At 35.1% G+C, this 25565-nt stretch carries 24 protein-coding genes; 11 read left to right on the forward strand and 13 right to left on the reverse strand.

Features of this window, described 5'->3' with window-relative positions; genetic code table 11:
• Position 1: 1 nt before the first annotated feature.
• Complete coding sequence (locus H5V42_RS09040) at positions 2-601, reverse strand: YdeI/OmpD-associated family protein (RefSeq protein ID WP_185782838.1); 600 nt, start codon at positions 599-601, stop codon at positions 2-4.
• Positions 588-1832, reverse strand: coding sequence for a peptidase T (pepT, locus tag H5V42_RS09045; protein ID WP_185782839.1), 1245 nt, complete (start codon positions 1830-1832; stop codon positions 588-590). Before pepT ends, H5V42_RS09040 begins: the two co-directional genes overlap by 14 nt.
• A gap of 96 nt (positions 1833-1928) precedes the next feature.
• Here pepT and H5V42_RS09050 point away from each other — a divergent pair, with 96 nt between their 5' ends.
• The 3 genes from H5V42_RS09050 to H5V42_RS09060 are packed head-to-tail and all read left to right on the forward strand — an operon-like array spanning position 1929 to position 3987.
• On the forward strand, positions 1929-2351 hold the full coding sequence (locus H5V42_RS09050) for a hypothetical protein (RefSeq protein ID WP_185782840.1): 423 nt from the start codon (positions 1929-1931) through the stop codon (positions 2349-2351).
• A 51-nt stretch (positions 2352-2402) separates the two neighbouring features.
• Positions 2403-3443: a quinone-dependent dihydroorotate dehydrogenase gene (locus tag H5V42_RS09055; protein ID WP_185782841.1), complete on the forward strand. Its 1041-nt coding sequence runs from the start codon at positions 2403-2405 to the stop codon at positions 3441-3443.
• A gap of 10 nt (positions 3444-3453) precedes the next feature.
• On the forward strand, positions 3454-3987 hold the full coding sequence (locus H5V42_RS09060) for a DinB family protein (protein WP_185782842.1): 534 nt from the start codon (positions 3454-3456) through the stop codon (positions 3985-3987).
• Here the strand turns inward: H5V42_RS09060 and H5V42_RS09065 are convergent, their stop codons facing one another.
• Positions 3988-4311 carry a Dabb family protein gene (locus tag H5V42_RS09065; protein ID WP_313792143.1) on the reverse strand — a complete coding sequence of 108 codons (324 nt, stop codon included), beginning with the start codon at positions 4309-4311 and terminating at the stop codon, positions 3988-3990.
• 163 nt (positions 4312-4474) lie between these two features.
• On the opposite strand from H5V42_RS09065, the gene H5V42_RS09070 reads away from it, so the two are divergent.
• On the forward strand, positions 4475-5095 hold the full coding sequence (locus H5V42_RS09070; RefSeq protein ID WP_185782844.1) for a LysE family translocator: 621 nt from the start codon (positions 4475-4477) through the stop codon (positions 5093-5095).
• Between the two features lie 68 nt (positions 5096-5163).
• Positions 5164-6033, forward strand: coding sequence for a hydroxymethylglutaryl-CoA lyase (locus H5V42_RS09075; RefSeq protein WP_185782845.1), 870 nt, complete (start codon positions 5164-5166; stop codon positions 6031-6033).
• Between the two features lie 48 nt (positions 6034-6081).
• On the opposite strand, the gene H5V42_RS09080 is transcribed toward H5V42_RS09075, so the two are convergent.
• Positions 6082-8292 carry a TonB-dependent receptor family protein gene (locus H5V42_RS09080; protein ID WP_185782846.1) on the reverse strand — a complete coding sequence of 737 codons (2211 nt, stop codon included), beginning with the start codon at positions 8290-8292 and terminating at the stop codon, positions 6082-6084.
• A gap of 191 nt (positions 8293-8483) precedes the next feature.
• Positions 8484-8831: a DUF6686 family protein gene (locus H5V42_RS09085; RefSeq protein ID WP_185782847.1), complete on the reverse strand. Its 348-nt coding sequence runs from the start codon at positions 8829-8831 to the stop codon at positions 8484-8486.
• 136 nt (positions 8832-8967) lie between these two features.
• Between H5V42_RS09085 and guaB the strand changes: the two genes are divergently transcribed.
• Positions 8968-10440, forward strand: a complete 1473-nt coding sequence (guaB, locus tag H5V42_RS09090) for an IMP dehydrogenase (protein ID WP_185782848.1) — start codon at positions 8968-8970, stop codon at positions 10438-10440.
• A 64-nt stretch (positions 10441-10504) separates the two neighbouring features.
• On the opposite strand, the gene H5V42_RS09095 is transcribed toward guaB, so the two are convergent.
• Together H5V42_RS09095 and lysA are read right to left on the reverse strand one after the other, a co-directional pair.
• Positions 10505-11017, reverse strand: coding sequence for a thioredoxin family protein (locus H5V42_RS09095; RefSeq protein WP_185782849.1), 513 nt, complete (start codon positions 11015-11017; stop codon positions 10505-10507).
• Between the two features lie 62 nt (positions 11018-11079).
• A complete protein-coding gene (lysA, locus tag H5V42_RS09100; protein ID WP_185783028.1) occupies positions 11080-12321 on the reverse strand; it encodes a diaminopimelate decarboxylase in 1242 nt (413 codons plus the stop codon).
• Positions 12322-12472: 151 nt separating this feature from the next.
• Here lysA and H5V42_RS09105 point away from each other — a divergent pair, with 151 nt between their 5' ends.
• From H5V42_RS09105 to H5V42_RS09125, 5 genes are all read left to right on the forward strand, one after another.
• Positions 12473-13111 carry an LON peptidase substrate-binding domain-containing protein gene (locus H5V42_RS09105; RefSeq protein WP_185782850.1) on the forward strand — a complete coding sequence of 213 codons (639 nt, stop codon included), beginning with the start codon at positions 12473-12475 and terminating at the stop codon, positions 13109-13111.
• A 98-nt stretch (positions 13112-13209) separates the two neighbouring features.
• Positions 13210-14406: an ADP-forming succinate--CoA ligase subunit beta gene (sucC, locus tag H5V42_RS09110; protein WP_185782851.1), complete on the forward strand. Its 1197-nt coding sequence runs from the start codon at positions 13210-13212 to the stop codon at positions 14404-14406.
• Positions 14407-14889: 483 nt separating this feature from the next.
• The gene (locus H5V42_RS09115) at positions 14890-15219 is read left to right on the forward strand and encodes a hypothetical protein (RefSeq protein WP_185782852.1); all 330 of its coding nucleotides are present in this window, start codon (positions 14890-14892) and stop codon (positions 15217-15219) included.
• 111 nt (positions 15220-15330) lie between these two features.
• Complete coding sequence (locus H5V42_RS09120; protein ID WP_185782853.1) at positions 15331-15732, forward strand: TerB family tellurite resistance protein; 402 nt, start codon at positions 15331-15333, stop codon at positions 15730-15732.
• Between the two features lie 121 nt (positions 15733-15853).
• Complete coding sequence (locus H5V42_RS09125) at positions 15854-16279, forward strand: Hsp20/alpha crystallin family protein (protein ID WP_185782854.1); 426 nt, start codon at positions 15854-15856, stop codon at positions 16277-16279.
• 149 nt (positions 16280-16428) lie between these two features.
• Here H5V42_RS09125 and uvrB read toward each other — a convergent pair whose 3' ends face one another.
• From uvrB to H5V42_RS09155, 6 genes are all read right to left on the reverse strand, one after another.
• Positions 16429-18417, reverse strand: coding sequence for an excinuclease ABC subunit UvrB (gene uvrB / locus H5V42_RS09130; protein WP_185782855.1), 1989 nt, complete (start codon positions 18415-18417; stop codon positions 16429-16431).
• A gap of 22 nt (positions 18418-18439) precedes the next feature.
• Positions 18440-19897 carry a T9SS type B sorting domain-containing protein gene (locus H5V42_RS09135; RefSeq protein WP_185782856.1) on the reverse strand — a complete coding sequence of 486 codons (1458 nt, stop codon included), beginning with the start codon at positions 19895-19897 and terminating at the stop codon, positions 18440-18442.
• Between the two features lie 29 nt (positions 19898-19926).
• Positions 19927-21660 (reverse strand): T9SS type B sorting domain-containing protein, encoded by a 1734-nt coding sequence (locus H5V42_RS09140; RefSeq protein ID WP_185782857.1) that lies wholly within the window; start codon positions 21658-21660, stop codon positions 19927-19929.
• Between the two features lie 26 nt (positions 21661-21686).
• Positions 21687-22520, reverse strand: a complete 834-nt coding sequence (locus H5V42_RS09145) for an ABC transporter permease (protein ID WP_185782858.1) — start codon at positions 22518-22520, stop codon at positions 21687-21689.
• Positions 22521-22522: 2 nt separating this feature from the next.
• The gene (locus H5V42_RS09150; RefSeq protein WP_185782859.1) at positions 22523-23419 is read right to left on the reverse strand and encodes an ABC transporter ATP-binding protein; all 897 of its coding nucleotides are present in this window, start codon (positions 23417-23419) and stop codon (positions 22523-22525) included.
• A 65-nt stretch (positions 23420-23484) separates the two neighbouring features.
• A complete protein-coding gene (locus H5V42_RS09155; RefSeq protein WP_185782860.1) occupies positions 23485-25563 on the reverse strand; it encodes a DUF11 domain-containing protein in 2079 nt (692 codons plus the stop codon).
• Between the last annotated feature and the right edge of the window lie 2 nt (positions 25564-25565).

The raw sequence follows: 25565 nt of genomic DNA on the forward strand, positions 1-25565 counted from the left end.
TTTAACTTTTGCGATATGCATCGTTAAGACCAGTGCCAGACAATATCAGTGGTATTATTTTGGCTAACCTTCGAAGTTTGGTTTTTTCTTGTTTTGCTTGGGATATGTATTCACAAAATTCGTTCTGTTTAAAGGTAGAAAATGTTTCAAATGCGTCTTTTAGTTCTGGGAGCGAATCCAATTCTATTTGTAGTAGTTCTGGAATTTTAAATGAAGAACTTTTCTTTTGGGGTAGAACAACCTTACCCAATTTTTGATTAGCTATAGCTTCTTTCATATATGCTAGAACCCCGTCAGTATCAATTTCTTCAATCTTAGTGAAATTCCAATGCCTCATAGCCTTAGTTTTACCTTTTTGGGCGTTTCGCAATACTTTTTTAGGGTCTTTAAGAAACACGCCGTTAAAAAACCAAACCCCAAAAAAATCTTTAAATCGGCAAATTCCAAAAACATTTTTTTTGCTAATCGTGTAAACAGGTATACCCCATTTACAGGTTTCAACAGCTTCGGTTTTTAAAGCGATATCTCGCAATTTTAAGATGGCATCTTTAAATTGGTCCTCTTGCTCAAAGTAGTCTTCTGCTGTTTTATTTTTCTCCATTTTTATGAATTGTTGTTGCGGTTAATTCACAAATCTTGGCAATTACTAAAACCGCTTTCTCCATACTTTCTAAAGGTATGTATTCATATTTACCATGAAAGTTGTGCCCACCAGCAAAAATATTAGGACACGGTAAACCCATAAAACTCAATTGTGAACCGTCTGTACCTCCTCTAATAGGTTTAATAATAGGCGTAATGCCTAATTGATGCATTGCCTCTTCAGCAATTTCAACAATGTGAAAAACGGGTTCAATTTTCTCACGCATATTTTTGTATTGGTCTTTGATTTCAACAGTCACGCAATCACCATGTTTTTGATTGAGTTTTTCTGCTATGGTATACAAGACTTCTTTTCGAGCATCAAAATGTTGTTGGTCATGATCTCTAATAATAAAATTGAGCTCCGCTTTTTCTATACTTCCGGATATCTTATGAACATGAAAAAATCCTTCACGGTCTGCGGTTTTCTCCGGAACTTCATTGGCTGGTAATAAACTCAAAAATTCATTACTCAATAAAATAGCGTTGACCATTTTATTTTTTGCGTATCCCGGATGAACGCTTTTTCCTTTAAAAATTACGTTGGCTGTTGCCGCATTAAAATTTTCAAATTCTAGCTCACCTAATTGACTTCCGTCAATTGTATAGGCCCATTCTGCGCCAAATTTTTCTACATCAAATTTATGAGCACCCCTACCAATTTCTTCATCAGGTGTAAAACCAATACGTATAGTGCCATGTTCAATTTCCGGATGATTTATGAGATATTCCATTGCCGTAATTATCTCAGCAATACCCGCCTTATCATCTGCTCCTAGTAGTGTTTTACCGTTAGTGGTGATAAGCGTTTGACCCTTGTAATTTAAAAGTTCTTCAAAATAATCAGGAGAAAGCACAATGTTTTCTTTTTCATTTAAAATAATGTCACCACCGTCATAGTTCTCAATAATTTGAGGCTTTACATTAAAAGCCGTAAAATCAGGCGAAGTATCATAATGTGAGATAAACCCTATAGTAGGAACAGCTCTATTTATATTAGAGGGCAATGAGGCCATGATATAACCATTTTCATCAATTGAGACTTCTTGCAAACCTATTTGATGAAGCTCCAAAACTAATTTTTTGGCAAGTACCCATTGTTTCTCAGTACTTGGAGTTTTTTTAGAAATAGGATTACTTTGCGTATCAATAGCTACATAAGCTAAGAATCGGGGGAGTAACTGCTCCATATAATTGCTTTTTATCAAATTTAATGAATGTTCATCCCATTTAGATTTTAAAAAATGCAATAGGTTACTATCTTTCGTGCTTTAATTTTTTTCAGTTTGAAACGATTCATATTTCTAACCATTCTAAGTTTAAGTGTATATTCAAACGCACAAGATGATTGTAATTTAGGTGTTGGTGGCGGGCATCATGAAGAAATAATTAAATTTTTTCAATTGGATTCTATTCAACAAGAAAAATTAAAAAATTGGGGAGCAGAACTAGAATTTAGAAATGAAATATTTAGGATTAGAGCAAAAAGCCTTTTGGAAACACACGCTCAGAGTTCACCCGAAGATTTATTAAAACTGTCTTTAGAATACCGAGTGTTGCTAGATAGTATGCGTGCTAATTTACGATTGTTAGATAAACGCTTGTTAGGTACGTTTAATGATAAGCAATATAACCTTTATGTTGAAATGTGTAATTCTATTAATCGCAGTCCAATTTATTCTACAAGGTTAGCAGTCGAAAAAAAATAAAGAATGCTGTTTGTGCATTTTTAAGTTTTTATTTTTGCTAAAAGCTTTTGAATGTACCACTACCTAATTAAACCACTACTTTTTCTTTTAAACGCAGAAACAGCACATCATTTTTCTTTTAAAATGATAAAAATTCTGACCGCATTAGGTTTAGGAGGTCTTTTTAGAAGTGTGTTTGTAGTAGAAGATGAAAAATTAGAAAAAGAGGTTTTTGGTATTAAATTCAAAAATCCAGTTGGTTTAGCAGCTGGTTTTGATAAAGACGCTAAACTGTATAAAGAATTAGCCAACTTTGGTTTTGGATTTGTTGAAATAGGTACGCTAACGCCAAAACCCCAACTTGGAAATCCTAAAAAGCGGTTATTTCGATTAAAAAAGGATGAAGCCATTATCAACCGAATGGGTTTTAATAATAATGGTGTATTTGAAGCTGTAGAACGCTTAAAGAAGAACAAAAATGTTCTTATTGGAGGTAACATCGGAAAAAACAAGGTAACCCCAAATGAGGATGCGGCAAGAGATTATTTAATCTGCCTAGATGCCTTATTTAAACATGTAGATTATTTTGTAGTAAATGTAAGTTCACCTAATACACCGGGTTTACGACAGTTACAAGATAAAAAGCCGCTTGAGTTTATTTTAAATAGTTTAAAAAGAGAGAGCAAAAAACTGGCTCAAGTACATCAGTTACCAGAAAAACCTATACTATTAAAGATTGCACCAGATTTAACTAATGAGCAGTTAGAAGACATTATTGAAATTGTTGCAAATACCAAAATTGAAGGCGTAATTGCAACCAACACAACAATTTCTAGAAAAGGATTAAAGTCAGATATGTTGTTGGTTGAAGAAGTAGGGGGCCTAAGTGGTAAACCTTTAAAAGATAGAAGCACAGAAGTTATTCGTTTTCTTGCAGAAAAAAGTAACAAAGCTTTTCCAATAATTGGGGTTGGGGGTATACACTCACCACAAGATGCATTAGAAAAATTAAAAGCTGGAGCAGATTTAGTACAATTGTATACTGGTTTTATATACGAAGGTCCAAGTTTGGTTAAGAATATCAATAAAGCTATCTTGAGAGAGGAACACTAAATTCTTTCGCATGAAAAAGTTTTTTCTTGTAGCATTTGCAATTTCTTTTCTGGTAGGTAACGCCCAATCTGATAAAACACCTAAAACGGAATTTACCCAAATGTATTTACCGGTCTGGTTAGAAGCCAAAAGACATTGTTTAGATGTTGCTAAGGCAATGCCAGAAGAGTTGTATTCCTACAAGCCAACTGAGGTTAGTAAAACATTTGGTGAGCAAATGGTGCATATTGCCCACGCTTCTGAGTTACTCACAAAACGCTATGTTTTAGGTATGGATGTAACTCCTAACACACCAGATGCTTCAAAAATGACTAAGGCAGAAATTTTAAAGTTGTTGGAAGATAGTTTTGATTACACCACAAGCATAATTTATACTGTTGAGCAAGATAAATTAGATGAGACCTGTAAAATGTATCATAGCGGAAACATTGTAAGTAGAGCTTTTGCATTATTCTATGTACAAGACCATATGGCTAATCATAGAGCAAAATCTAATCTTTATTTAAGAATGAATGGTATAGAACCACCAGAATACACTTGGTAACTATTCTTTCCAGTAGTCTATAACTAAAACATCTTCAATATGAGGTGAGGCTAGCTCAGTAAAGGCCTTGTGTGCTTTATGAGGCAAATAGGTGCTTCTACCTTCTTCATTTTCAAAGGTTACAAAAAAACAATGGGTAAAACCTTTACTAAGCCCTTCTGGACTATTGTTAGTGCCCCATTCAAAATCTTTAATCTCTTTTATTTTAGAAGGTAGTCCTTCAAAGCTTTCTTCAATAGCTTTTATATTGGCGTCGGTGGCTGATTTTTTAAATTTAAATAATACAACATGTCGTAGTGTTTTGTCACTTTTAATGGTTTTCATTGCCTCTTTATTTGCAGAGTTTGTAAACATTACAAACCCGAATGATATGCTAATGACCATTCCCAGTAACAAAGCGAATAATAAATATTTTGAACGCATTAGCTAGTTTTTTAAGTTGGTACAAAATACAAATCTTAGTGGTTCAAATTCGTATTTTTCTAGAATGAATTTAGAAATACTTATAGGTTTTATAATGGCAACACTTGCGTTGGCAATATCACCAGGGCCAGATAATATTTTTGTCTTAACCTTAAGCCTAGCTCATGGAAGTAAAAAAGGTCTTGCTGTTGTAGCAGGATTAATGACAGGATGCCTAATACATACCACCTTGGTAGCCTTTGGCGTATCAACATTAATTAGAGAAAAGGCAGAATTATTTTGGATTGTAAAAATACTAGGGGTAGTCTACTTACTTTATTTGTCGTTTTTGGTTTATAAAAGTGATGGTCAAATACAAATTTCTAGTTCTGAGCAAGAAAAAAAAGGAGAATGGAGTTTATTTAAAAAAGGATTTTTTATGAATGTACTTAATCCTAAGGTGACTATCTTTTTTTTAGCCTTTTTCCCAGGATTTTTATTTAGTGCTCAGTTACCTACGGTAATCCAATTTTATGTATTAGGCCTCTTGTTTATAGTTGTTTCAAGTTTGGTATTTGGCAGTATTGCCTTAGGAGCCGGTAGTGTTTCAAAGTTTTTATCCCAAACCCCTAAAGTTGGTGTTTTTTTAAGGTGGATGCAGATAGTTGTCTTTTTAGGTATCGCAATTTATTTACTGATAGCTTAAAAACGCTAGCTCTATTTTTTAGAAAAAGCTAAACATATTTACAGTTGAAATAGTGGTAATTTTGAAACATGTCGCAACCTAAAGTTAAAATCATAGAATGTCCTAGAGATGCTATGCAGGGTATAAAACAATTTATTCCTACAGAAAAAAAAGTAAAGTATATTCAAGCATTATTAGGTTGCGGATTTGATACTTTAGATTTTGGAAGCTTTGTATCCCCTAAGGCAATTCCACAAATGGTTGATACTGCTGAAGTGTTAAGTAAGTTAGATTTATCTAAAACCAAAACTAAACTTTTGTCAATAGTAGCTAATGTAAGAGGTGCTAATGACGCTGCAATGCACTCCGAAATTGATTTTTTAGGTTACCCATTCAGTATTTCAGAAAACTTTCAAATGCGTAACACGCATAAAACTATTGCCCAGTCTGTGGATATTTTGAAAGAAATATTAGAAATCGCAGCTAAGAGCAATAAACAAGTGGTCACCTATATTTCTATGGGTTTTGGCAATCCTTATGGAGACCCATGGGATGTTGATGTCGTAGGGGAATGGACCGAAAAATTAGCGGATATGGGTGCTACTATTTTATCGCTTTCTGATACCATTGGCTCATCTACGCCAGAAATAATTACCTATTTGTTTTCTAATCTAATACCCAAATATCCAAAGGTAGAATTTGGGGCCCATTTGCACACCACTCCAACTAAATGGCATGAGAAAGTGGCCTCTGCTTATGAAGCTGGCTGCCGAAGATTTGACGGTGCAATTCAGGGCTTTGGGGGTTGCCCAATGGCTAAAGACGAGCTCACAGGAAATATGCCAACAGAAAAAATGCTCTCATACTTTAATGAGCATAAAATAGATTCTGGTGTTAATTGGTTGGTTTTTGAAGCTGCTTATAATAAAGCCAACGACATTTTTAAAATGTATCATTAAAAAAAGCCCAGCAATGCTGAGCTTTACATTAATTATAGGTTTATTTTTTTACAATCGTAACTCTAAACCAGCATAAACCCCTAACGGATGTCCTGGTCTTAGACCTGCAGGAACCCTAGCTACCGCATAAGTTTCATCAAATAGATTAATGATGTTTGCTGAAATAGCAACATTGTTACTAAATCTGTATTTTCCACCTAAATCAAAAATAAAGTTGGAATCTACCAACTCATTATCAGGTATAGTGCCTGTGCCTGCTTGAGTTCTAAAAGCACCGTTATATTTGGCGTTTAGATTAATCTCATATTTTGAATGTTCAAAAGATAAACTACCATTAAATTGGTGCTTAGAAATATAAGGTAGCTCATCTCCAGCATTAACCGTTCCCCAAATATCATTTTCACTTCCAAAACTGTTTAAGAACTCTGTGTCAGTGAGAGTATAACCTAAAGTAATAGGTAGCGCATACTGTGTTGAATTTGGTAACAAATTATAGTTAACTAAAACTTCTAGACCTTGAACTTTTACTTCGCCCGCATTAAATTGGTCTAAAGAACCTGTGCCTCCGGTTGCAGCCAAATCACTACCTAAGAGATTGCTATAATCATTATAGAAGGCAACCACTTCACCAGAAATTCCGGCATAACTAAATCTGGAGCCTAATTCGTAATTAATACTTTCTTCTGGGTCCTCACCGGGTTGATTACTCGGAGGAGAAAATCCTTTATGCACACCGCCAAAAACAGAAACATTTGAAAAGTTGTAGTTAAATCCTATTCCAGGAATAAATACATCTACATTGTTTTCTCTTTCAGATAAATCAATACCCGTTCTTTCAACATCATTATTTCCATAATTAAGACGATTTAATCTTATGTTTTCATATCTAATACCTGGCATAATAGTCCAATTGTTAAACTTTACCTTGTATTGCGCGTAACTTGCGAATGCTCTTGCTTCACTAATTCTATTTGCGTTTGTTCCAGGAACTCCGGCATTTACTAGTAGCATACTACCATTTGCGATAGCATAATCATCTATCCATTGAAATCTATCTTCTTCATCATAATGATAACGCAAACCTATTTCGATATCATGAAAAGTGTTTTCACCACTCCAATGATAGTCAAGCTTAGATTGTATCCCTGTTGAGTAATATTCACGATTGTTAGCCCTAACATTTAAAAAGTCGTCACCATTACTATCAACAGTACCTTTTGCTAAATCAATATAGCTGGCATACGTATCAACATCACCAAAAACAGTACCTATGCCTTGTCTTTCGCCATCTATGGTAATGAAATCTGTTTTGTACCAGTTTCTATTGAAATCGTTGATATACCCTGTTGTTGTAATAACAAAATAGTCTGAGAATTTAAGGGTATGAGTACCCATAATTTGCAGATGTTCTGTGTTCATTTGGTCTCTCTCAGAACCTACATAGCGTCTAAAGGGGGATGCGTTAAAGTCACTTTGGGTAAGCCCTAGATAAGTTTCGTTTGAGGTTTCATCTGAATATCGAAATTTTAATTCAAATTCTTGATTAACAGCCGCTTCAGGATTTGTGTTTACTTTAAATTTTGCAACCAAATCATTTTTGTCAAACCCAGTATTACCTCCATTGTCAAGTTCTTTAAATCCGTTAGAATTGTAATTAAGATATTCAACGGCGTAACCAAAATTCTTTTTACTATCGCCTAAAAGAGCATGTATACTACCGCTTTGAAAGCTGCCATAACGTGTATTAACAAAGGCCCCAAATTGGTTTGGAACTTCCGTAGAAAGCATATTAATAGCCCCACCCGTGGTATAGGGTCCATATTGTATTTGGCTACTACCTTTTAATATTTCTACAGACTGCATTCTTGAAATTGTAGGAAAGTAATATGCAGAAGGCGCGCTATAGGGAGCAGGTGCAATTAAAACACCATCTTCCATTAAGGTTATTTTGGCGCTTCTTTCAGGAGAAGTACCGCGTAAACTAATATTTGGTCTTAAACCAAAACCATCTTCTTCATATACATTAACTCCAGGAACTTGGCGTAAAGTTCGGTTTACATCTGTATAATTAAATTTCTTAATTTCTTCAGGGGAAATGTAGTAAGACGAACCTGTGCGGTTTTCGGCGGCAAATTTACTTCCAAAAATTTTCTTTGCAGAAATAACCACTTCCATAAGCTTAATGGAGTCTGATTGTTGGTCTTGTGCAAAAGAATTCGCGAATAAAATTAGAGATAAGCTAGTTAGAAAACACTTCATTTATTTAGACTATTTTTAAATAACGACGCAAATCTATTTTACAAAATTGAAATAAAAAAGCTTATTTGGAATAAATAAAAATAACTTAACATTAAGAATTGAATGTCAGTTAATTGTAAATGTTAAAAAAGAAAGCGGCCGAATCCTAAAGGCCGCTTTCAAACGCACTAATTTCATGAGAACACATAAAATTAGTTTTCTGAGTATTCGTATACTAGTTCAGTAGGTTTGAGTAACCTAACTTTATTTTTTGTTGTAAGTAACGTTTTTAATTCCAACAACTCTTGTTGATTTAGTAAAATAATAAAATGTTTTGCACCAACAGATAATGGTATTTTTCTTGGGTTTCTAGAATTGGATAACTGTTCTTCCCAATAGTTTATATCCACTTCAAACAGATATTCTTTAAAAGCTTTCAACTCCCATTCATACAATTCAAAACATAAGTTATTGAAAACCAGCTGAAAAAGTTTGCTTGCGGCACAATAGGTTAGGAGTCCGTTCTTACTGGTTTTAAGTACTTTAAATTGACTACACATGGCGTAAGTTTAACTCAAAATTAAATCTTTATTTAAAACGAGTCTAAATAAAATTAATTAAATTTTTGTGAAAAGTTTATAAGGTAACAGAAACTTTAAAAAGAGTATCTTTGCACGCAATTAATCCGTAATTGCTATGCAAGCTCACCTAAACAAAATCGTTGGAGAAGGTCTTACCTATGACGACGTATTATTAGTTCCAGCATTTTCAGAAGTTTTACCTAGAGAGGTTGATATTCGTTCAAGATTCACCCGTAACATTGGAATAAATGTTCCTGTGGTTTCGGCCGCAATGGATACGGTGACCGAATCGCAGATGGCCATAGCTATGGCTCGTGAGGGGGGTATTGGTGTTTTACATAAAAACATGACCATTGAGCAGCAGGCTATTAAAGTGCGTAAAGTAAAACGTGCTGAAAGTGGAATGATTCTAGACCCAGTTACCCTACCATTAAGTTCTTATGTTAAGGATGCTAAAGCAAGCATGAAAGAACATAGTATTGGAGGTATTCCTATAGTTGATGCAGAAGGAAAGCTCATTGGAATAGTAACAAATAGGGATTTACGTTTTGAAAAGAATAATGATAGACCTATTGGAGAGGTAATGACTTCTGAAAACTTAGTTACCGCAGGCGTAGGTACTACGCTTGAAGAGGCAGAAGACATATTACAAGATCACAAGATTGAAAAGCTTCCGGTAGTTGATGATAACTATAAACTAGTTGGATTAATTACGTTTAGAGATATTACTAAACTTACGCAGAAGCCAATAGCAAATAAAGACCAATATGGTAGGTTGCGTGTTGCAGCAGCAATTGGAGTTACTCCTGATGCTGTTGAACGTGCTGGTGCTTTAGTGGCTGCAGGTATAGACGCCATAATTATTGATACAGCGCACGGTCATACTAAAGGTGTGGTTACTATCTTAAAAGAGGTTAAAAAAGCATATGCTGATTTAGATGTGGTTGTAGGCAACATTGCCACAGGTGAAGCTGCAAAGTATTTAGTTAAAGCAGGTGCTGATGCAGTTAAGGTAGGAATTGGACCTGGTTCAATATGTACAACCCGTGTAGTAGCAGGGGTGGGTTTTCCACAGTTTTCTGCAGTTTTAGAAGTTGCAGCAGCTATAAAAGGTAGTGGTGTACCGGTTATTGCAGATGGTGGAATTAGATATACAGGTGATATACCTAAAGCAATTGCCGCTGGCGCCGATACGGTCATGTTAGGTTCTTTATTAGCTGGCACAAAAGAGTCTCCTGGCGAAACTATTATTTACGAAGGAAGAAAATTTAAAAGCTATCGCGGAATGGGTTCTGTTGAAGCTATGAAAGAAGGAAGTAAAGACCGTTACTTCCAAGATGTTGAAGATGATATTAAAAAATTAGTACCAGAAGGTATCGTAGGTCGTGTACCTTATAAAGGTGAATTGTATGAAAGTATGCATCAATTTATAGGAGGTTTACGCGCGGGTATGGGGTATTGTGGTGCCAAGGATATTCCCACTTTACAAGATTCGGGCAAATTTGTAAAAATCACCTTTAGCGGAATTGCAGAAAGTCACCCACATGATGTAACTATTACCAAGGAGAGTCCGAATTACAGCAGATAAACGTAAAACAAATACAATAAAAAAAGCCCCTCAATAAGGGGCTTTTTTTTATTGTTTGAGTTATTTATTTACCTACGCCTGCGTAGGTTTTCCAATCTTTTTCTTTATAAATATCTTCTCCAAAATATCTAGCAATTTGCAAGAATGGGTCAACCTTTTGGAATCCTGGAACAGGTGATAGCAAATTCATATTTTCATCTAAAAATACAACTGTAGGGTAACTTAAACGGTTCTTCATTAAAGCAGCTGCTAATTGATGGTAACCTCTTCTTCCAGAGGGTACAAACTCAAAAGTTTGACCATCATAGTTTACAGGTTCCTTGCCTTCAGCATCAAACTTAACCATTAAATAATGTTCTTGCATATAAGCGGCAACTTCCGGATTTTGAAAGGTATCCTTATCCATTTTTTTACACCAGCCACACCAATCGGTGTACACATCAATAAATACCTTTTTGGTGTTACCTTCTTTTTGGGTTTCCGCAACAGCCTCTTCGAAAGTTATCCATTCAATTTCTTGGGCAGAAAGCGTAAACGATAATAGTATAAATAGTGTGGAAAGTATAATTCTTAACATAAAATAATAGTTTAGGGGTATAGTCTTCAAACTATACCAAAACTAACGAAAATTATGCCAAATTATTTCGCCTCAGCTTTTAACTTCTTTACTTGAAATAGGTCTTCAACATCTACTTGATTTCTTAAGATATCGTCAAAGGTTTCGCGTTCTCTTATTAAATGCGCTTTGCCTTTGTGCCAAAGAACTTCAGCCGGGCGGTATCTAGAATTATAGTTGCTCGCCATAGTAAAACAATACGCACCTGCATTTTTAAACGCAAGGATATCGCCTTCAGAAATTTCGTTGATTCTACGATTGCTGCCAAATGTATCTGTCTCACAGATGTAACCAACTACTGAATAATAGCGTTCACGCCCTTCTAGATTAGAAATATTTATGATTTCATGCCTAGAGCCATAAAGCATAGGTCTAATTAAATGATTGAATCCAGAATCTACGCTGGCAAAAACGGTTGAAGTGGTTTGTTTAACTACATTTACTTTTGCAAGAAAGAAACCAGCTTCACTAACTAAGAATTTTCCAGGCTCAAACGCAAGGGTGAGCTCTCTTCCATATTCTTTACAGAACTCATTAAATTTGGTCGAAAGTTTTTTTCCTAACTCTTCTACATTGGTTTGAATATCTCCTTCTTTATATGGAACCTTAAAACCACTACCAAAATCAATAAAATCTAGATTTTTAAAATTCTTTGCCGTCTCAAATAAAATTTCTGAAGCGTATAAGAAGACATCAATATCAAGAATATCACTACCGGTATGCATATGAATACCGTTGATGTTCATATTAGTAAGTTCAACAATTCGTAAAAGATGCGGAATCTGATGAATGCTAATTCCAAATTTAGAGTCAATGTGACCTACAGAAATATTGGAATTACCACCAGCCATTACATGCGGATTTACTCTAATACACACCGGTATATCTGGATGCTTACTACCAAATTGTTCTAAAATAGATAGGTTGTCAATATTAATTTGAACTCCTAAAGCAGCCGCTTCTTCAATTTCCTCTAAAGAAACCCCATTTGGTGTATAAATTATTTTTTCTGGAGAAAAACCTGCTAATAGTCCAAGCTTTACTTCTTGTATGGAAACGGTATCTAGTCCGCTACCCAAGCTATTCATCAATTTAAGTATTGCAATATTTGAAAGTGCCTTTACTGCATAGTTAAGTCTAAGACTAGATACATTTTTAAAGGCGTTAGTTAACCTGTTAAATTGTGAACTAATCTTTTCAGAATCATATACGTATACCGGAGCTCCAAATTCTTGGGCAATAGAAAGTAATTGTGTAGCCTGCATCATTAAAATTTTTTATAAAGCTAAGAGAACTGCAAAGTTCACCAAAATTCCTAAAACAATACAAAGAAAAACAACAAAATGTTATATTAATAACAATGCATTATTTTTGGTGGTTTTACTATCGCTTTCTATTTTTAGCCAAATAACCATTATGAAGTTACCGCTATTCCCTTTGCAATCTGTTTTTTATCCTGGAGAAACCGTGCCTTTACACATTTTTGAAGAACGTTATTTGCAATTAATACATGATTGTAGAGAAGACGCTATGACATTTGGCATACCGGTTTACATCAATAATAAGTTGGAGTACGGTACAGAGGTACAATTAGTGGAAGTGGTTAATACTTACGAAAGTGGTGAGTTAGATGTTGTTTGTGTTGCTAGACAGGTATTTAAGCTACTCTCGTTTGAAAATCAAATGGAAGGTAAACTCTATGCAGGAGGAAAAATTGAATTCTTAGATTCTGAATTTAACGCATCAGAAGCATTACGTAAAGAAGTGCTTCAAAAAATAAAAGAACTTTATAGCTTAATGGAAGTTCAAATGCCGCCAACGACTTTAGAAAAATTCAATAGTTATGCATTTGCACACAAAATGGGTCTGTCTTTTGACCAAGAATTTGAATTACTGCAATTAACAGAAGAGACAGAACGATTAAATTATATACTTACTCATTTAGAAAATGCCATTTTAGTACTAAATCAAATAAATAGAACTAAAACAGTAATTGAGTTAAATGGACATTTTAAAAATTTTGACCCTTTAGATTTTAAAGGATTAAAGAATTAAATGTTAACAGTTGAACAAACCAAAGCATTTTTAGAAATAAGATTATTATTTGCGAATAGGGTTTCCTATTTTTGTTCATATTAAAATTCAAAATAGACATGAATCTTCACGAATATCAGGGAAAAGAAATTTTAGCCAGTTTCGGTGTACGTATTCAACGCGGAATTGTTGCTCATAATGCAAAAGAAGCTGTTGATGCTGCAAAGCAGTTAACACAAGAAACGGGTACAGGTTGGCACGTAATTAAAGCGCAAGTACACGCAGGTGGTCGTGGAAAAGGTGGTGGTGTTAAATTAGCCAAAAACCTGAAAGAAGTTGAAGAATTAGCAGGTAGTATAATTGGTATGAACTTAGTTACACCACAAACTTCAGCTGAAGGTAAAAAAGTTCATCAGGTATTAATTGCTGAAGATGTTTACTATCCTGGTGATAGCGAGACAAGTGAGTTCTACATGTCTGTTTTATTAAACAGGGCAACAGGTAGAAACATGATTATGTATTCTACAGAAGGCGGAATGGATATTGAAGAGGTTGCTGAAAAAACACCACACTTAATCTTTACTGAAGAAATTGACCCAGCTGTTGGTTTAATGCCATTTCAAGCACGTAAAATTGCCTTTAATTTAGGTTTATCTGGTACGGCATTTAAAGAGATGACAAAGTTTGTTTCTGCGTTGTACAAAGCATATGTTGAGAGTGATTCAAGTATGTTTGAGATTAATCCAGTGTTGAAGACATCAGATGATAAAATCATGGCCGTAGACGCCAAAGTTACCATTGATGACAACGCTCTTTATCGTAGAAAGACTTACGCTGAAATGCGCGATTTAAGAGAAGAAAATCCTATTGAAGTTGAAGCAAAAGCTGTAGGTTTAAATTACGTTGATTTAGACGGTAACGTTGGTTGTATGGTTAATGGTGCTGGTCTTGCAATGGCCACAATGGATTTAATTAAAATGGCTGGTGGTGAACCTGCAAACTTCTTAGATGTTGGTGGTACTGCAGACGCTAAAAGAGTAGAGGAAGCTTTTAGAATAATTTTAAAAGACCCTAACGTAAAAGCTATTTTAATAAATATTTTTGGAGGCATTGTTCGTTGTGATCGTGTGGCTCAAGGTGTGGTAGATGCCTACAAAAATATGGGAGACGCAATACAGGTACCAATTATAGTTCGTTTACAAGGTACCAATGCAGAAATAGCAAAAGAGATTATTGATAATTCTGGTTTAGCAGTGCATTCAGCTGTACAATTTAAAGAAGCTGCTGATAAAGTAGAAGAGCTTTTGGCTAACTAGTATTTTAATACCTTACTGGAAAAGGGGCCCTTTTGGCCCCTTTTTTATGCTAATTTTTGTGGCGTTGTTCATAGCTGTTTCTAAAGTTTGAGTGCTACTTTAATTACCTAACATTTAGCTAACATTAGCACATTTAATTATCTGTAATAAAGGCGGGCTTTTTACTTCTAATAATTCAACTAATTAGACTAAAGTCTTAACATTCATCTTTAACTTCCTATAAGACGTTGTCATTCTTTATTAAAAAGGTAGGCCTACCTTAATCTAATATACTTTTACTCTAAGGTTAACAAAATTAAATAACCATTAATTCAAAGTTTTGGATAGCAAAAGAAACCTAGTTTGATTTTAGCTTTGCAACGAATTGTAAACCCAGTTTCATTAAAGTTATGTTAAAAGGAAGTTTCAATGTAACATTCGCAAAAATTGAACGTCTTTATAGCATATTCATCAAATTTATCAATCATTAAAAACGAAATCATCATGAGAAAAATTAGTTTATCAATTTTCGCAGCGGCAATTTTTTTAACAACAAGCGCTTTTGCTGCAGACCCCGCTGAAAACCCTTCAAAAGCATTAAGCAATCAAATTCAGTCAATGTTAGTAAACAACAACTTTAATATTGTTGATGACTTGACCGCAGACGTACGTTTTACTGTTAACCAAGAAGGAGAAATCGTTGTCTTATCAATCAACACTGAAAGTGTAGAATTAGAGGGCTTTGTTAAAGGTCGTTTAAATTACCAGAAAGTGGATTTCTCACAGATTGAAGAAGGAAAAATCTATACGGTTCCAGTACGTATATCTGCTTAAAAAACTGGTTATTTGAATTAGCTATAAATCCTGGCAACGCCAGGATTTTGTTATTTATATACGATTCTATCTTTTTTAGAGTTGTACTAATACCAATAGCCAAGAGATTTTATGAGTACTTATGATGAAAAATTGGGCATTCTATCACAGCTAATAGCTTTTGCTAGAGTAGATGAAACTATTAAAGAGTCTGAATATGACTTTATGTTTAATGTGGCTCAGCATTTAGGTGTTAGTAAAAAATCTTTTGATGACTTATTTCATAATTCAACTGAAACATTAGTTTTAAAAGGATTGGGAGATAGGTTGGTTCAATTTCATAGACTCTTACTTTTAATGAATGTTGATCACCAACAAAGTCTTTCAGAGCTCAAGTCTTTACATGAAATTGGGATAAAAATGGGACTATCTCCATCAGCTATAGACCAAGTTCTAGAAACCATGCATTTGTATCCTAACAATGCTATCCCGGCTGATAAACTGATTAAAATCTTTAAAACACACTTCAATTAAGACAAAATGTCACTAATATTCTACTAAAAAGTGTCAAAATGACATAATATTACTATCGGTATAACTTTTGTCCTCTACAGCTTGAAATTAAAAAACAAGTTGAATCAAAAAATATTAAGACATGAGTTTACTAAAAAACAACAACGTATTATTTCCTGCATTGTTTAATGATATGATGACCACAGATTGGTTCGGAGGTTTAGAAAACGATAGAACCCATATTCCTGCTGTAAATATCAAAGAAAACGAAAATGGTTTTGAATTGCACATGGCAATTCCAGGTTTACATAAAGATGATGTTAATATAGAGGTCAATGAAAACATATTAACTATTTCTTCTGAAGTAAAGACTGAAAGGGAAACCAAAGAAGATAATTACACTCGTAAAGAATTCTCTTATGGTGCTTTTAAACGTTCATTTACGTTACCAAAAACCATTGATGAAGATAAAATAAATGCAATTCAAGAAAACGGAGTTTTAAAATTAACCTTGCCTAAAAAACAAGAGGCTTTACCTAAGCCAAAGAGGTTAATTGAAATAGCGTAACAATATTCAGAGTGCACCGTCTAAAGGTGTTTCATGATTGGTTGGTTTCAGCAAAACATTTTGCTGAAATGCTGACAACCACTTGTTGTCAGCGTTTGTTTAGTTGGTTAGTTAAGGAGAGCGTTCCGTGTTTACGGAGCGCTTTCTTTTTATTCTTGCTCTTGCAGCATTTTAATCTCGTCTCGTAATTTCGCGGCTTCCATAAAGTTTAGTTCTTTAGCCGCTTTCTCCATGGCCTTACGTTTATCTCTGATAATTTTATCTTTCTGTTCAGGAGTTAGATATTCTAAATCTGGTTCAGCGGCACGCATAGCTTCTTTTTCAAAATGATATGTCGATACTGAATTTTTAGCCAAAACACTATCTAGACTTTTATTTAGTGCTTTAGGAGTAATGTTATTATCAGTGTTATATTGCATCTGTTTTTCACGGCGATAGTTGGTCTCATCTATTGTTTTCTGCATACTGTCTGTGATTTTATCAGCATACATTATGGCTTTACCATTTAGGTTTCTAGCTGCTCTACCAACCGTTTGGGTTAAGGAGCGATTGCTACGTAAAAAGCCTTCTTTATCAGCATCTAGTATAGTTACCAGTGAAACCTCAGGTAAATCTAAGCCTTCTCTTAACAGGTTTACCCCCACCAGAACATCAAAAATCCCTTTACGCAAATCTTGCATTATTTCAACTCGTTCTAAGGTGTCAACATCACTATGAATATATCTACAGCGCACATTAATACGCGTAAGGTATTTTACAAGCTCTTCAGCCATTCGCTTTGTAAGCGTGGTTACTAAAGTTCGCTCATCCAATTCTACACGTTGCTGAATTTCTTCAATTAAATCATCAATTTGGTTTTCGCTAGGTCGAACATCAATTATGGGGTCTAAAAGTCCGGTTGGTCTAATAATTTGCTCCACATAAACACCATCACTCAATTGTAATTCGTAATCAGCGGGTGTAGCACTTACATAAAGCACCTGATTTTGAAGCATTTCAAACTCTTCAAATTTTAGTGGCCTATTATCTAATGCGGCGGGTAGTCTAAAACCGTATTCCACCAAATTCTCTTTTCTAGAACGGTCACCGCCATACATGGCATGAACTTGCGGTATGGTTACATGGCTTTCATCAATAACCATTAAGTAATCTTCAGGAAAATAATCGAGTAAACAGAATGGTCTTGTTCCGGGATCTCTACCATCTAGATAACGAGAGTAATTTTCTATACCAGAACAATAACCCAATTCTCTAATCATTTCTAAATCAAAATTGGTACGTTCTTCTAGTCTTTTAGCTTCGAGAGGTTTGCCAATACTTTTAAAGTAATCTATTTGTTTTACTAGGTCATCTTGTATTTGTCTTATCGCGTTCTGAAGTACATCTGGCGAGGTAACAAACATATTGGCAGGATAGATATTTAAGCGTTCATATTTTTCTATAACCGTATTGTTGAAGGGGTCTAAAGCTTCAATTTCTTCAATTTCATCACCAAAGAAATGAATGCGATAGGCATGGTCTGCATATCCTGGAAAAACATCTACCACATCACCTTTAACCCTAAAGTTGCCATTTCTAAAATCTGCGGTTGTTCTAGAATACAAGCTTTGAACTAATAATTTAAGCAGTTTGGTACGCGCAATAACTTGGTCTCGTTCAATTTTAATCACATTTTTTTGAAACTCAATGGGGTTACCAATACCGTACAAACAAGATACCGAAGCAACAACAATTACATCTCTTCTGCCAGATAAAAGTGAAGAAGTGGTGCTTAATCTAAGTTTTTCAATGTCTTCGTTTATAGATAAATCTTTTTCAATATAAGTACCAGAAGTAGGTATATAGGCTTCAGGTTGGTAATAGTCATAATACGACACAAAGTATTCTACTGCATTTTCTGGAAAAAACTGTTTAAACTCAGAGTACAATTGAGCTGCAAGCGTTTTATTATGTGCTAAAACCAAGGTAGGTTTTTGAACCTCTGCTACCACGTTTGCTACCGTAAATGTTTTACCGGAACCAGTAACACCAAGTAAGACTTGATATGGGTCACCATTATCAATTCCCTTAACTAATTGCTTAATGGCTTGCGGCTGGTCGCCTGTTGGTTTAAACTCTGAAACTACCTTAAACTTCATAGTTGTAAAGATACAAATGCTGTTATTGCTTTAGGGTAAAATGCCCTTTAATAGTATCTCCAGATATTGTTTCAGCTATAAACCAATAATCGCTGGGCGGAAGTAGTTGACCATCATATGTGCCATCCCAGCCTTTAGAATCTGGCATGAGCATGGTTAAAAGTCTGCCATATCTATCATATATTCTAATACGCTCCACAAGAGCAGCTATTTTTCGGTCTCTAGGATTAAACGCCCAGTTATCGTTACTAGAATCATTGTTTGGTGTAAAAAATGCAGGAAAATCGGCAGCACTTAATACTTTGGGTACCACTGCAATTGAGGTTCCACAACCATTACGGTCTCGAACATAAATTTTCTGCTCTGCAGGACCTAGTCCGTTAAATTCTCTAAAGGAACGGTAATCCCCAAATTCGTCTAACGAAAATTCGTAGTCACCACTACCAGAAACACTTATAGTAGCCCTTCGATTTTCAGGATTACCTTCAACATCAACGGCAATTATCTCTGGTTTCTCAGAAACATACACATTAAATGTTTTACTTGAGGTACATTCAATAGTGGATACCGCAGTTACCAAATCATTAAAAGCTTCTAAACGATATTGTCCTGGTTGTTCAAATTTTACATCAAGGTCAGATGAAACTAAGGTTTCTTCACCAGATTCATTAATAAAAAACCATCTGGCACCATCTGCTTGATCTTGAACTTTGAAACGCCTATCAGGGTCAGTGGTGCAAATAAATACTTTATCAGGAAAGGTTAATTGCGGACTTGGATATATTACACCGCCTTGGCTTGCATTATAGTAAGAACTACAAACATCTGCAGTAACCGCAAGAGATAAAAAATTTTCTGAACTACAACTAGACGCCTCTCCATTTTCATTATAGGGTGTAACTCGTACAAAAATTTCTGTGTCTTCAGGTAGGGCGGGTAAAATCTCAAAGCTAAGTTGGTTGCCAACATCAAAGTTGTCTAAAATATCATTACTGCCCTCGCTAGTACCAACAGTTAAGTAATAACCTGTGGCGGTATACGCATAATACCAACTTATAAAAGTTCCTCGTATGCTTGGCGGAGGGGTAATTGTGGAGTTCAATTCTGTACAATCAGGTGGGGTAACAACATCACTCGTACTAAAGCTTTGTGAGGCGCAAACCACTTGGTCTTGCCCTGCAATAAACATGCTTATGGTAACATAAATAGTTGTGTCATCTGGTAAGCCAATAGGGGAAATAAATTCACTGGTTACACCTGCAGAACGTTTTTTAAGAATATCTTCTCCACCAGGGGTGGTTCCAAGAGAAATTAGATAACCAACAAATTTAGGATGGTCAACATCCTCCCAATAAATAGGGGCATCAACAGGCACACCTTCTTCTCCATCATAAGGCGATATAAGGTTTGGGCATTCTTGACTTTGTAAACCAAAAACACCAAACAACAGACAAGCCAATATGGATAGAATTGTTCTCACAACATAGCAATATTCTAATTTACAATAATTTATCGCTTTAAGGTAAAATGTCCTTGATAGACTTTATTTTGTTCATCTATAGCTCGAAACCAAAATTCTCCTGCTGGTAGCGGTTGACCATTAAATCGGCCATCCCACCCCTTGGATGTTGAGCTAATTTCTCTTAGTAATTTACCGTATCTGTTAAAAATTAATATTTGAGGAAATACGACTTCTTCTTCATTTGGCGGATTAACATATTGCCAGAAATCATTTGCAGTATCACCATTGGGAGTAAAAAATTTTGGAAAACCCTCTACAGTTAAATCTTGTTCAAAAATCCATTCATCTACACCGCATCCACCCTTGTCTCGAACGTAAAATACATGGTTACCTGGTTCTATATTGGTAAAAACATTACTGTCTTGGTAGGGACCATTACTATCATCAATAGCAAATTCAAAATTACCATTGTTGGCCGTTTCAATAGTAAAATTTAAACCAGAGACGCTTTCTACCATTCTAACATTAGAAATAACAGGTTGTTCTGATGAAACCACACTGAACATCTTTGTTGTGGGGCATTCTAACGGTTCCCCGCTGCCTAAAACAAGCGTGTAGGCTTCGAGATAATAATCTCCATTTTCTGAAATTTCAACTGTTGATGTTTCGGAGAGTAGCTCATCATCTCTAAATTCATTAACCTTAAACCAACGATATCCATCAGCATCTTCTGGACCATCAATTATTAAGGGGGTTTGATTTTCGCAAAAAGAAAACGTATTAGAAAATTCAAACTCAGGATTTAAGGTAACTAATTCGCCTGTAGCTGGGTCAAAGTGAGGGCCGCAACCTAGTTGCGTAGAAAAAGCTTCTTGCTGGCAACCAATAGCATCACCAGCATCATTAAAAGGAATTATGGTAACAAAAAACGTATTGTTTGGTTCAAAATCTAAGACTAATGTACTTGTGGTTGTAAATGTGGTATTATCTAACACATCAGAGTTTGTAGGGCTAGAACCTATGGTAACTCTATAACCATTTGCCCCAGTAACAGCATTCCATTCAATTAGGGGAGTCAAGGGTACGTTGGTAGCACCGTTTAATGGACTTATTAAATTAGTACATCCAGGAAGGCTGGTAGGTAAGCTAGTGATGAATGTAAAAGTTGAACAAAAAGTTGCTTGACCAATAGAATTATATGGTGTAACGCTAACATATATCCGCGTTTCTGGAGGTAAATCAGTGGCAGGTCTAAAGTTTAATTGATTGCCAACATCTAAATCATTAACAATTTCTCCGCCACCTAGTGTGGTTCCAATATTAAGAATGTAACCAGAAGCTTTATAACCGTACTCCCAAACAATGTTAGTTTCTGGACTTACGTTTATTGCACCATTGATTGGGAAAACAACATCACTACACAAGGGAGCCTCTAAAATTGTTTCTGTGGTAAAACTTTGGCTTTCACAAATAACATCTTCTCTATCAAAAAAGAAAAGGGTAAGGGTCACAAAAATTTCTGTGTTTTCTGGTAATCCTAAGGGGGGTTGATAAGAGGTATCGCTACCTACATTGAAAGAATCTACAATATCAGTACCGCCAGGGGTGGTGCCTAATGAAATAATATAGGCTTGAACCCCCACCACAGGTTCCCAAATAATGTTAGTTTCAACAACAACTTGCAAACTTCCATTAGTGGGACTAATGAGATTTGGGCAATCTTGCGGGTAGCACAAAACCGACCATACTAGGGTAAGTAAAAGGAGCAATTTCTTTTTCATACAGCATCTTCCACCAAAGAAAGATACTATAAATCACGCTTTTTTAGTAACGCATAAGATAAATAGATGAAAATCGCCGTCCATACGAGAACTATTAAAATTTCATACCAATGAACTGCATAGTCTAATTCTATTTTTTCTCCAATTTGACTTGCTACATTTTGCACCGCACTAAGTCGGGAGAAGGGTTCATCTATTAAGTTAAACATAGCATTCAATGGAAAAAAAGCCATTACTCGGTCTGTATCTGTGCCGTCTAGTAGTTTCCATCTAATCATACCTCTTACAAATCCTTCAAAAATTTGCCAGAGAATTAAAAATCCAAGTGCAAAGGCTGACCTTTTAACAAAGATTCCTAGAAAAAGACAAAACGAAAAGAAGCCTACCAGTTTTACAAAAAAGGCAAGTAGAAATTCTAAATCAGAGAAAATTATAGAGAGCTCGTTATAGTCAGAATACACCAAACCAAGTATCATAGAAACTACAAAAACAAATACTGTTGATATTGCAGCGAATGAGATGACGGTCAAAAATTTTGAAAGAATAAATTCTTTTTTTGATAGTCCGTCAATTAAATTCTGTTTAATGGTTTTATTACTGTATTCATTAGCCATCATTGAAACAATAACTATAGCTAGAAACAACTTGAAAATTGCAGTAATAAAAGTGTTAAAATGCCATATGTATGGAAAGTTAAAAATGCCTTGTTCTGCTAAATGAAATTTAACGGGACCAATATCAAATTTTATTGCAGCAATTAGTGCAATAGAAGTTAAGAGAATAAAATATGCTAATATTAAAATTTTGCTAGCACGATTATTCCAAAGTTTTATGAATTCTATATTGAGTAAACGTACCATGCTTATTTGTTTTTGGTTAATTCTAAAAATTGTTCTTCTAAACTCTCTTTTCGTTTAACAAGATGCCCTAATACAATACCTTTGTTAAAAAGAAATTGATTGAGTTCTTCAGAGGCCATTTCTTCTTTTAAATAAGCGGTTAAGGTGCTGTTGTATTTTTCTATTTTTCCAAAACTTGCATGGTTACTTAACAATTCTTCTAGTTGCGATAAATTGTTACTTCTAAGTTCAAAAAAGCCATGACTAGCTAACATACTGTCTACAGGGCCAGCATATAACTTTTCGCCTTTTCTTAAAATAACTACATGGGTACATACTTTTTCAACTTCATCAAGTAGGTGAGAAGCTAGTAATATTGTGGTGCCTTGAGCGGCTATCTTCTTTATTATTTCACGTATTTGATGTATACCTGCAGGATCTAAACCATTGGTGGGTTCATCTAGGATTAAAATTTCGGGGTCGTTCAATAGAGCAGAGGCAATGGCTAAGCGCTGCTTCATTCCAAGGCTATACGTTTTAAATTTGCTGTCTTTACGTTCCCAAAGTCCAACTAATTCTAACTTCTCTTGAATTTTATCAACTGGAACCTCTTTAATTTTACATACTAGTCTAAGGTTTTTTACTGCAGACATGTACGGATAAAAATTTGGTCGTTCAATTATTGCACCAACTTTTTTAAGTGCCTCATGGGTAGAAGTCTGCCCCCCAAACCAACTAAAATTGCCAGATGTTTTATTTACAACATTTAAGATGATACCTAGTGTTGTAGATTTTCCGCTACCATTTGGACCCAGAATACCGTAAACATTTCCTTTTTCTATGGTGAAAGAAAGATTATTTACAGCAGTGAGGTAACCAAATTTTTTAGTAAGGTTGTTAACTGTTAGAATTGTACTCAAGCTGTGTTTTTTTGATTGATTTATGCATACTTGACGATAATCAATCAAAAATGTTACACTAAAAGTTAGTTTTTATTGACTCTAACTGTAATTCTTCGGTTTGTAATTATTGTTGTTGGTGCAATCATAGTAACCAAAACATCAACTGATGGGTTATCTAAAGTAATATTTGAATCTGTCTGGTCTTGGCTATTTGTTACCGTATTTGTATGCGTCATTGTATTCATATAAATATTGGTAATTCTTGCCTTTGCTACAATATTCAAGGTCTCTAATTGCCCCCGATTTAGTGTGCCAACATTCCAATTAGGATAACTAAAACTTCCTGTAGTAGCGGTTGCCGAAATAAACTCAAGTCCGTTAGGAAGTATATCAGTAACTACTAAATTAGTAACAGGGTCATATCCAAAATTTTCAGCTGTAATACTAAAATTAACCAAATCTCCATCTGTTACAGCATTATTGTCGACAGCTTTATTTAATGAAATATCAGGATTACAATAATAGACAGAGATGGCATTAGAGTCGTAACTACATGGCCCTCTTGTGACTCTCAAAAAGTAATCTCCCGCAGTATTTGCACTATATGTAGATGAAGTAGCCCCAGCTATTGGATTGCCATTTTCGAACCATTGATATGCATCAAAAAATTCGCCATTTGCAATTTCTAAAACTGCTCCTGGAAGGCAGTTATTACCGGTTATTGCTAAATCAACATCAGGTGCATTATCAAAGCCCGAGAAATACCCAGCTATACCTCTTGCGCCATTAAAACCTATAAAGCCAACTGCTATAGGACCAGTAGATGTCACACTTACATTACCAGTAAGGTTAGGAATGTAAAAAGTTTTCCAATCTGTTGTTCCCACAACAGCTGTGGAAGAGGGTAGTGTTACTACTCCAGTGTCATCAGTTACTGTAATATTAGCATCTGGGGTTATACTTGCAGCTATAATTGTGACCCCACCAGTCATATTTACACCAGCACCATCTTCAATATTTGGAATGTTATCCATAGTATCTGGTAAAAGACAACTTACCGGAGCCACAAAGTTTAAACCTTGAGTGTATGCGGCGGTTGACCCACCAATACATTGATAGGCATAGGCATCTTTAGAGGTACGCACATACATATTTGCACCAGCTGTATTGGAAGAATAATTACTACTTGGAACTTCAAAATATTCTCCTTCATTAATTGTTGCAATAGCTGTTGTGGAACCGTTAACAAAAATCTCTGTATTATTGGCTGTTGCTATAATTAATGGAAATTCTGTCCAACCATTAGAATTTCCGTTACCTCTTATAAATACATATTCTTTACCTAATCTATTTACAGGAACAGGTTGGTCAATACCTGCATCTCTATTACTATTATTTGCTTGTCTACCATAGTTAAGCGAACCATTACTTATAACAATGTCTTTATTTGCTATTATAGATGCACCAATCCAGCCATCTTCATGAGCTTGAGTTGGAGATTTACCAATATATGTTTCAAAAACAAATGATTCGTTAGCGTTTAGCTCAATTTGGTAAGTATCTGCTGTAATGCCAGCTCTATCATTACCTACTCTAAACTCACAATTAGGGTCATAACCTGTTAAATCAATAATTGTATTATCCTCTGTAGCCATAATGCCCAAAGTGTTTGATTTAGAATTTTCAGAACCCAAATTTGGTACCCCTCCCCATTTAAAATTTCTACCTAAAGCAGCCCTACCCTTAGAAGTTAATGAAGCCGCTTGTGAATTCGAACGCCCCCTATAATTTACGTAGAAATTGTTTCCGCTAGGTGCTTCAAAACGTAGTCCGGCGTCTGTTAATTCAATACCTGTATGATTGTTATCTACAAGGGTAATATTATTATTTCCATTTGGTAAATTATAAACTCCAGGACTAACATTGGAAATTGTAAATGTTGCAATTGGTGTTGTAGCCGTTCCTCTATAGGCGTTTACTGTAAATGCGGTAGTTTCAGGTGTTGATAGATAAATTAATTGCTGTTGAATTGCGCCATTGTTCGTTCCTTGTTTTAGCGGTGGTAAATAATGCAAATCACTCAGCTGCGCTTGAATTTGACCCGCTGTTAATAGAATAACTAGTGTAAGTAATAGTTGGTACAAATATTTAACCGAACTCATTT

This window comes from Croceivirga lutea (assembly GCF_014235875.1).
Taxonomy (GTDB): Bacteria; Bacteroidota; Bacteroidia; order Flavobacteriales; family Flavobacteriaceae; genus Croceivirga; species Croceivirga lutea.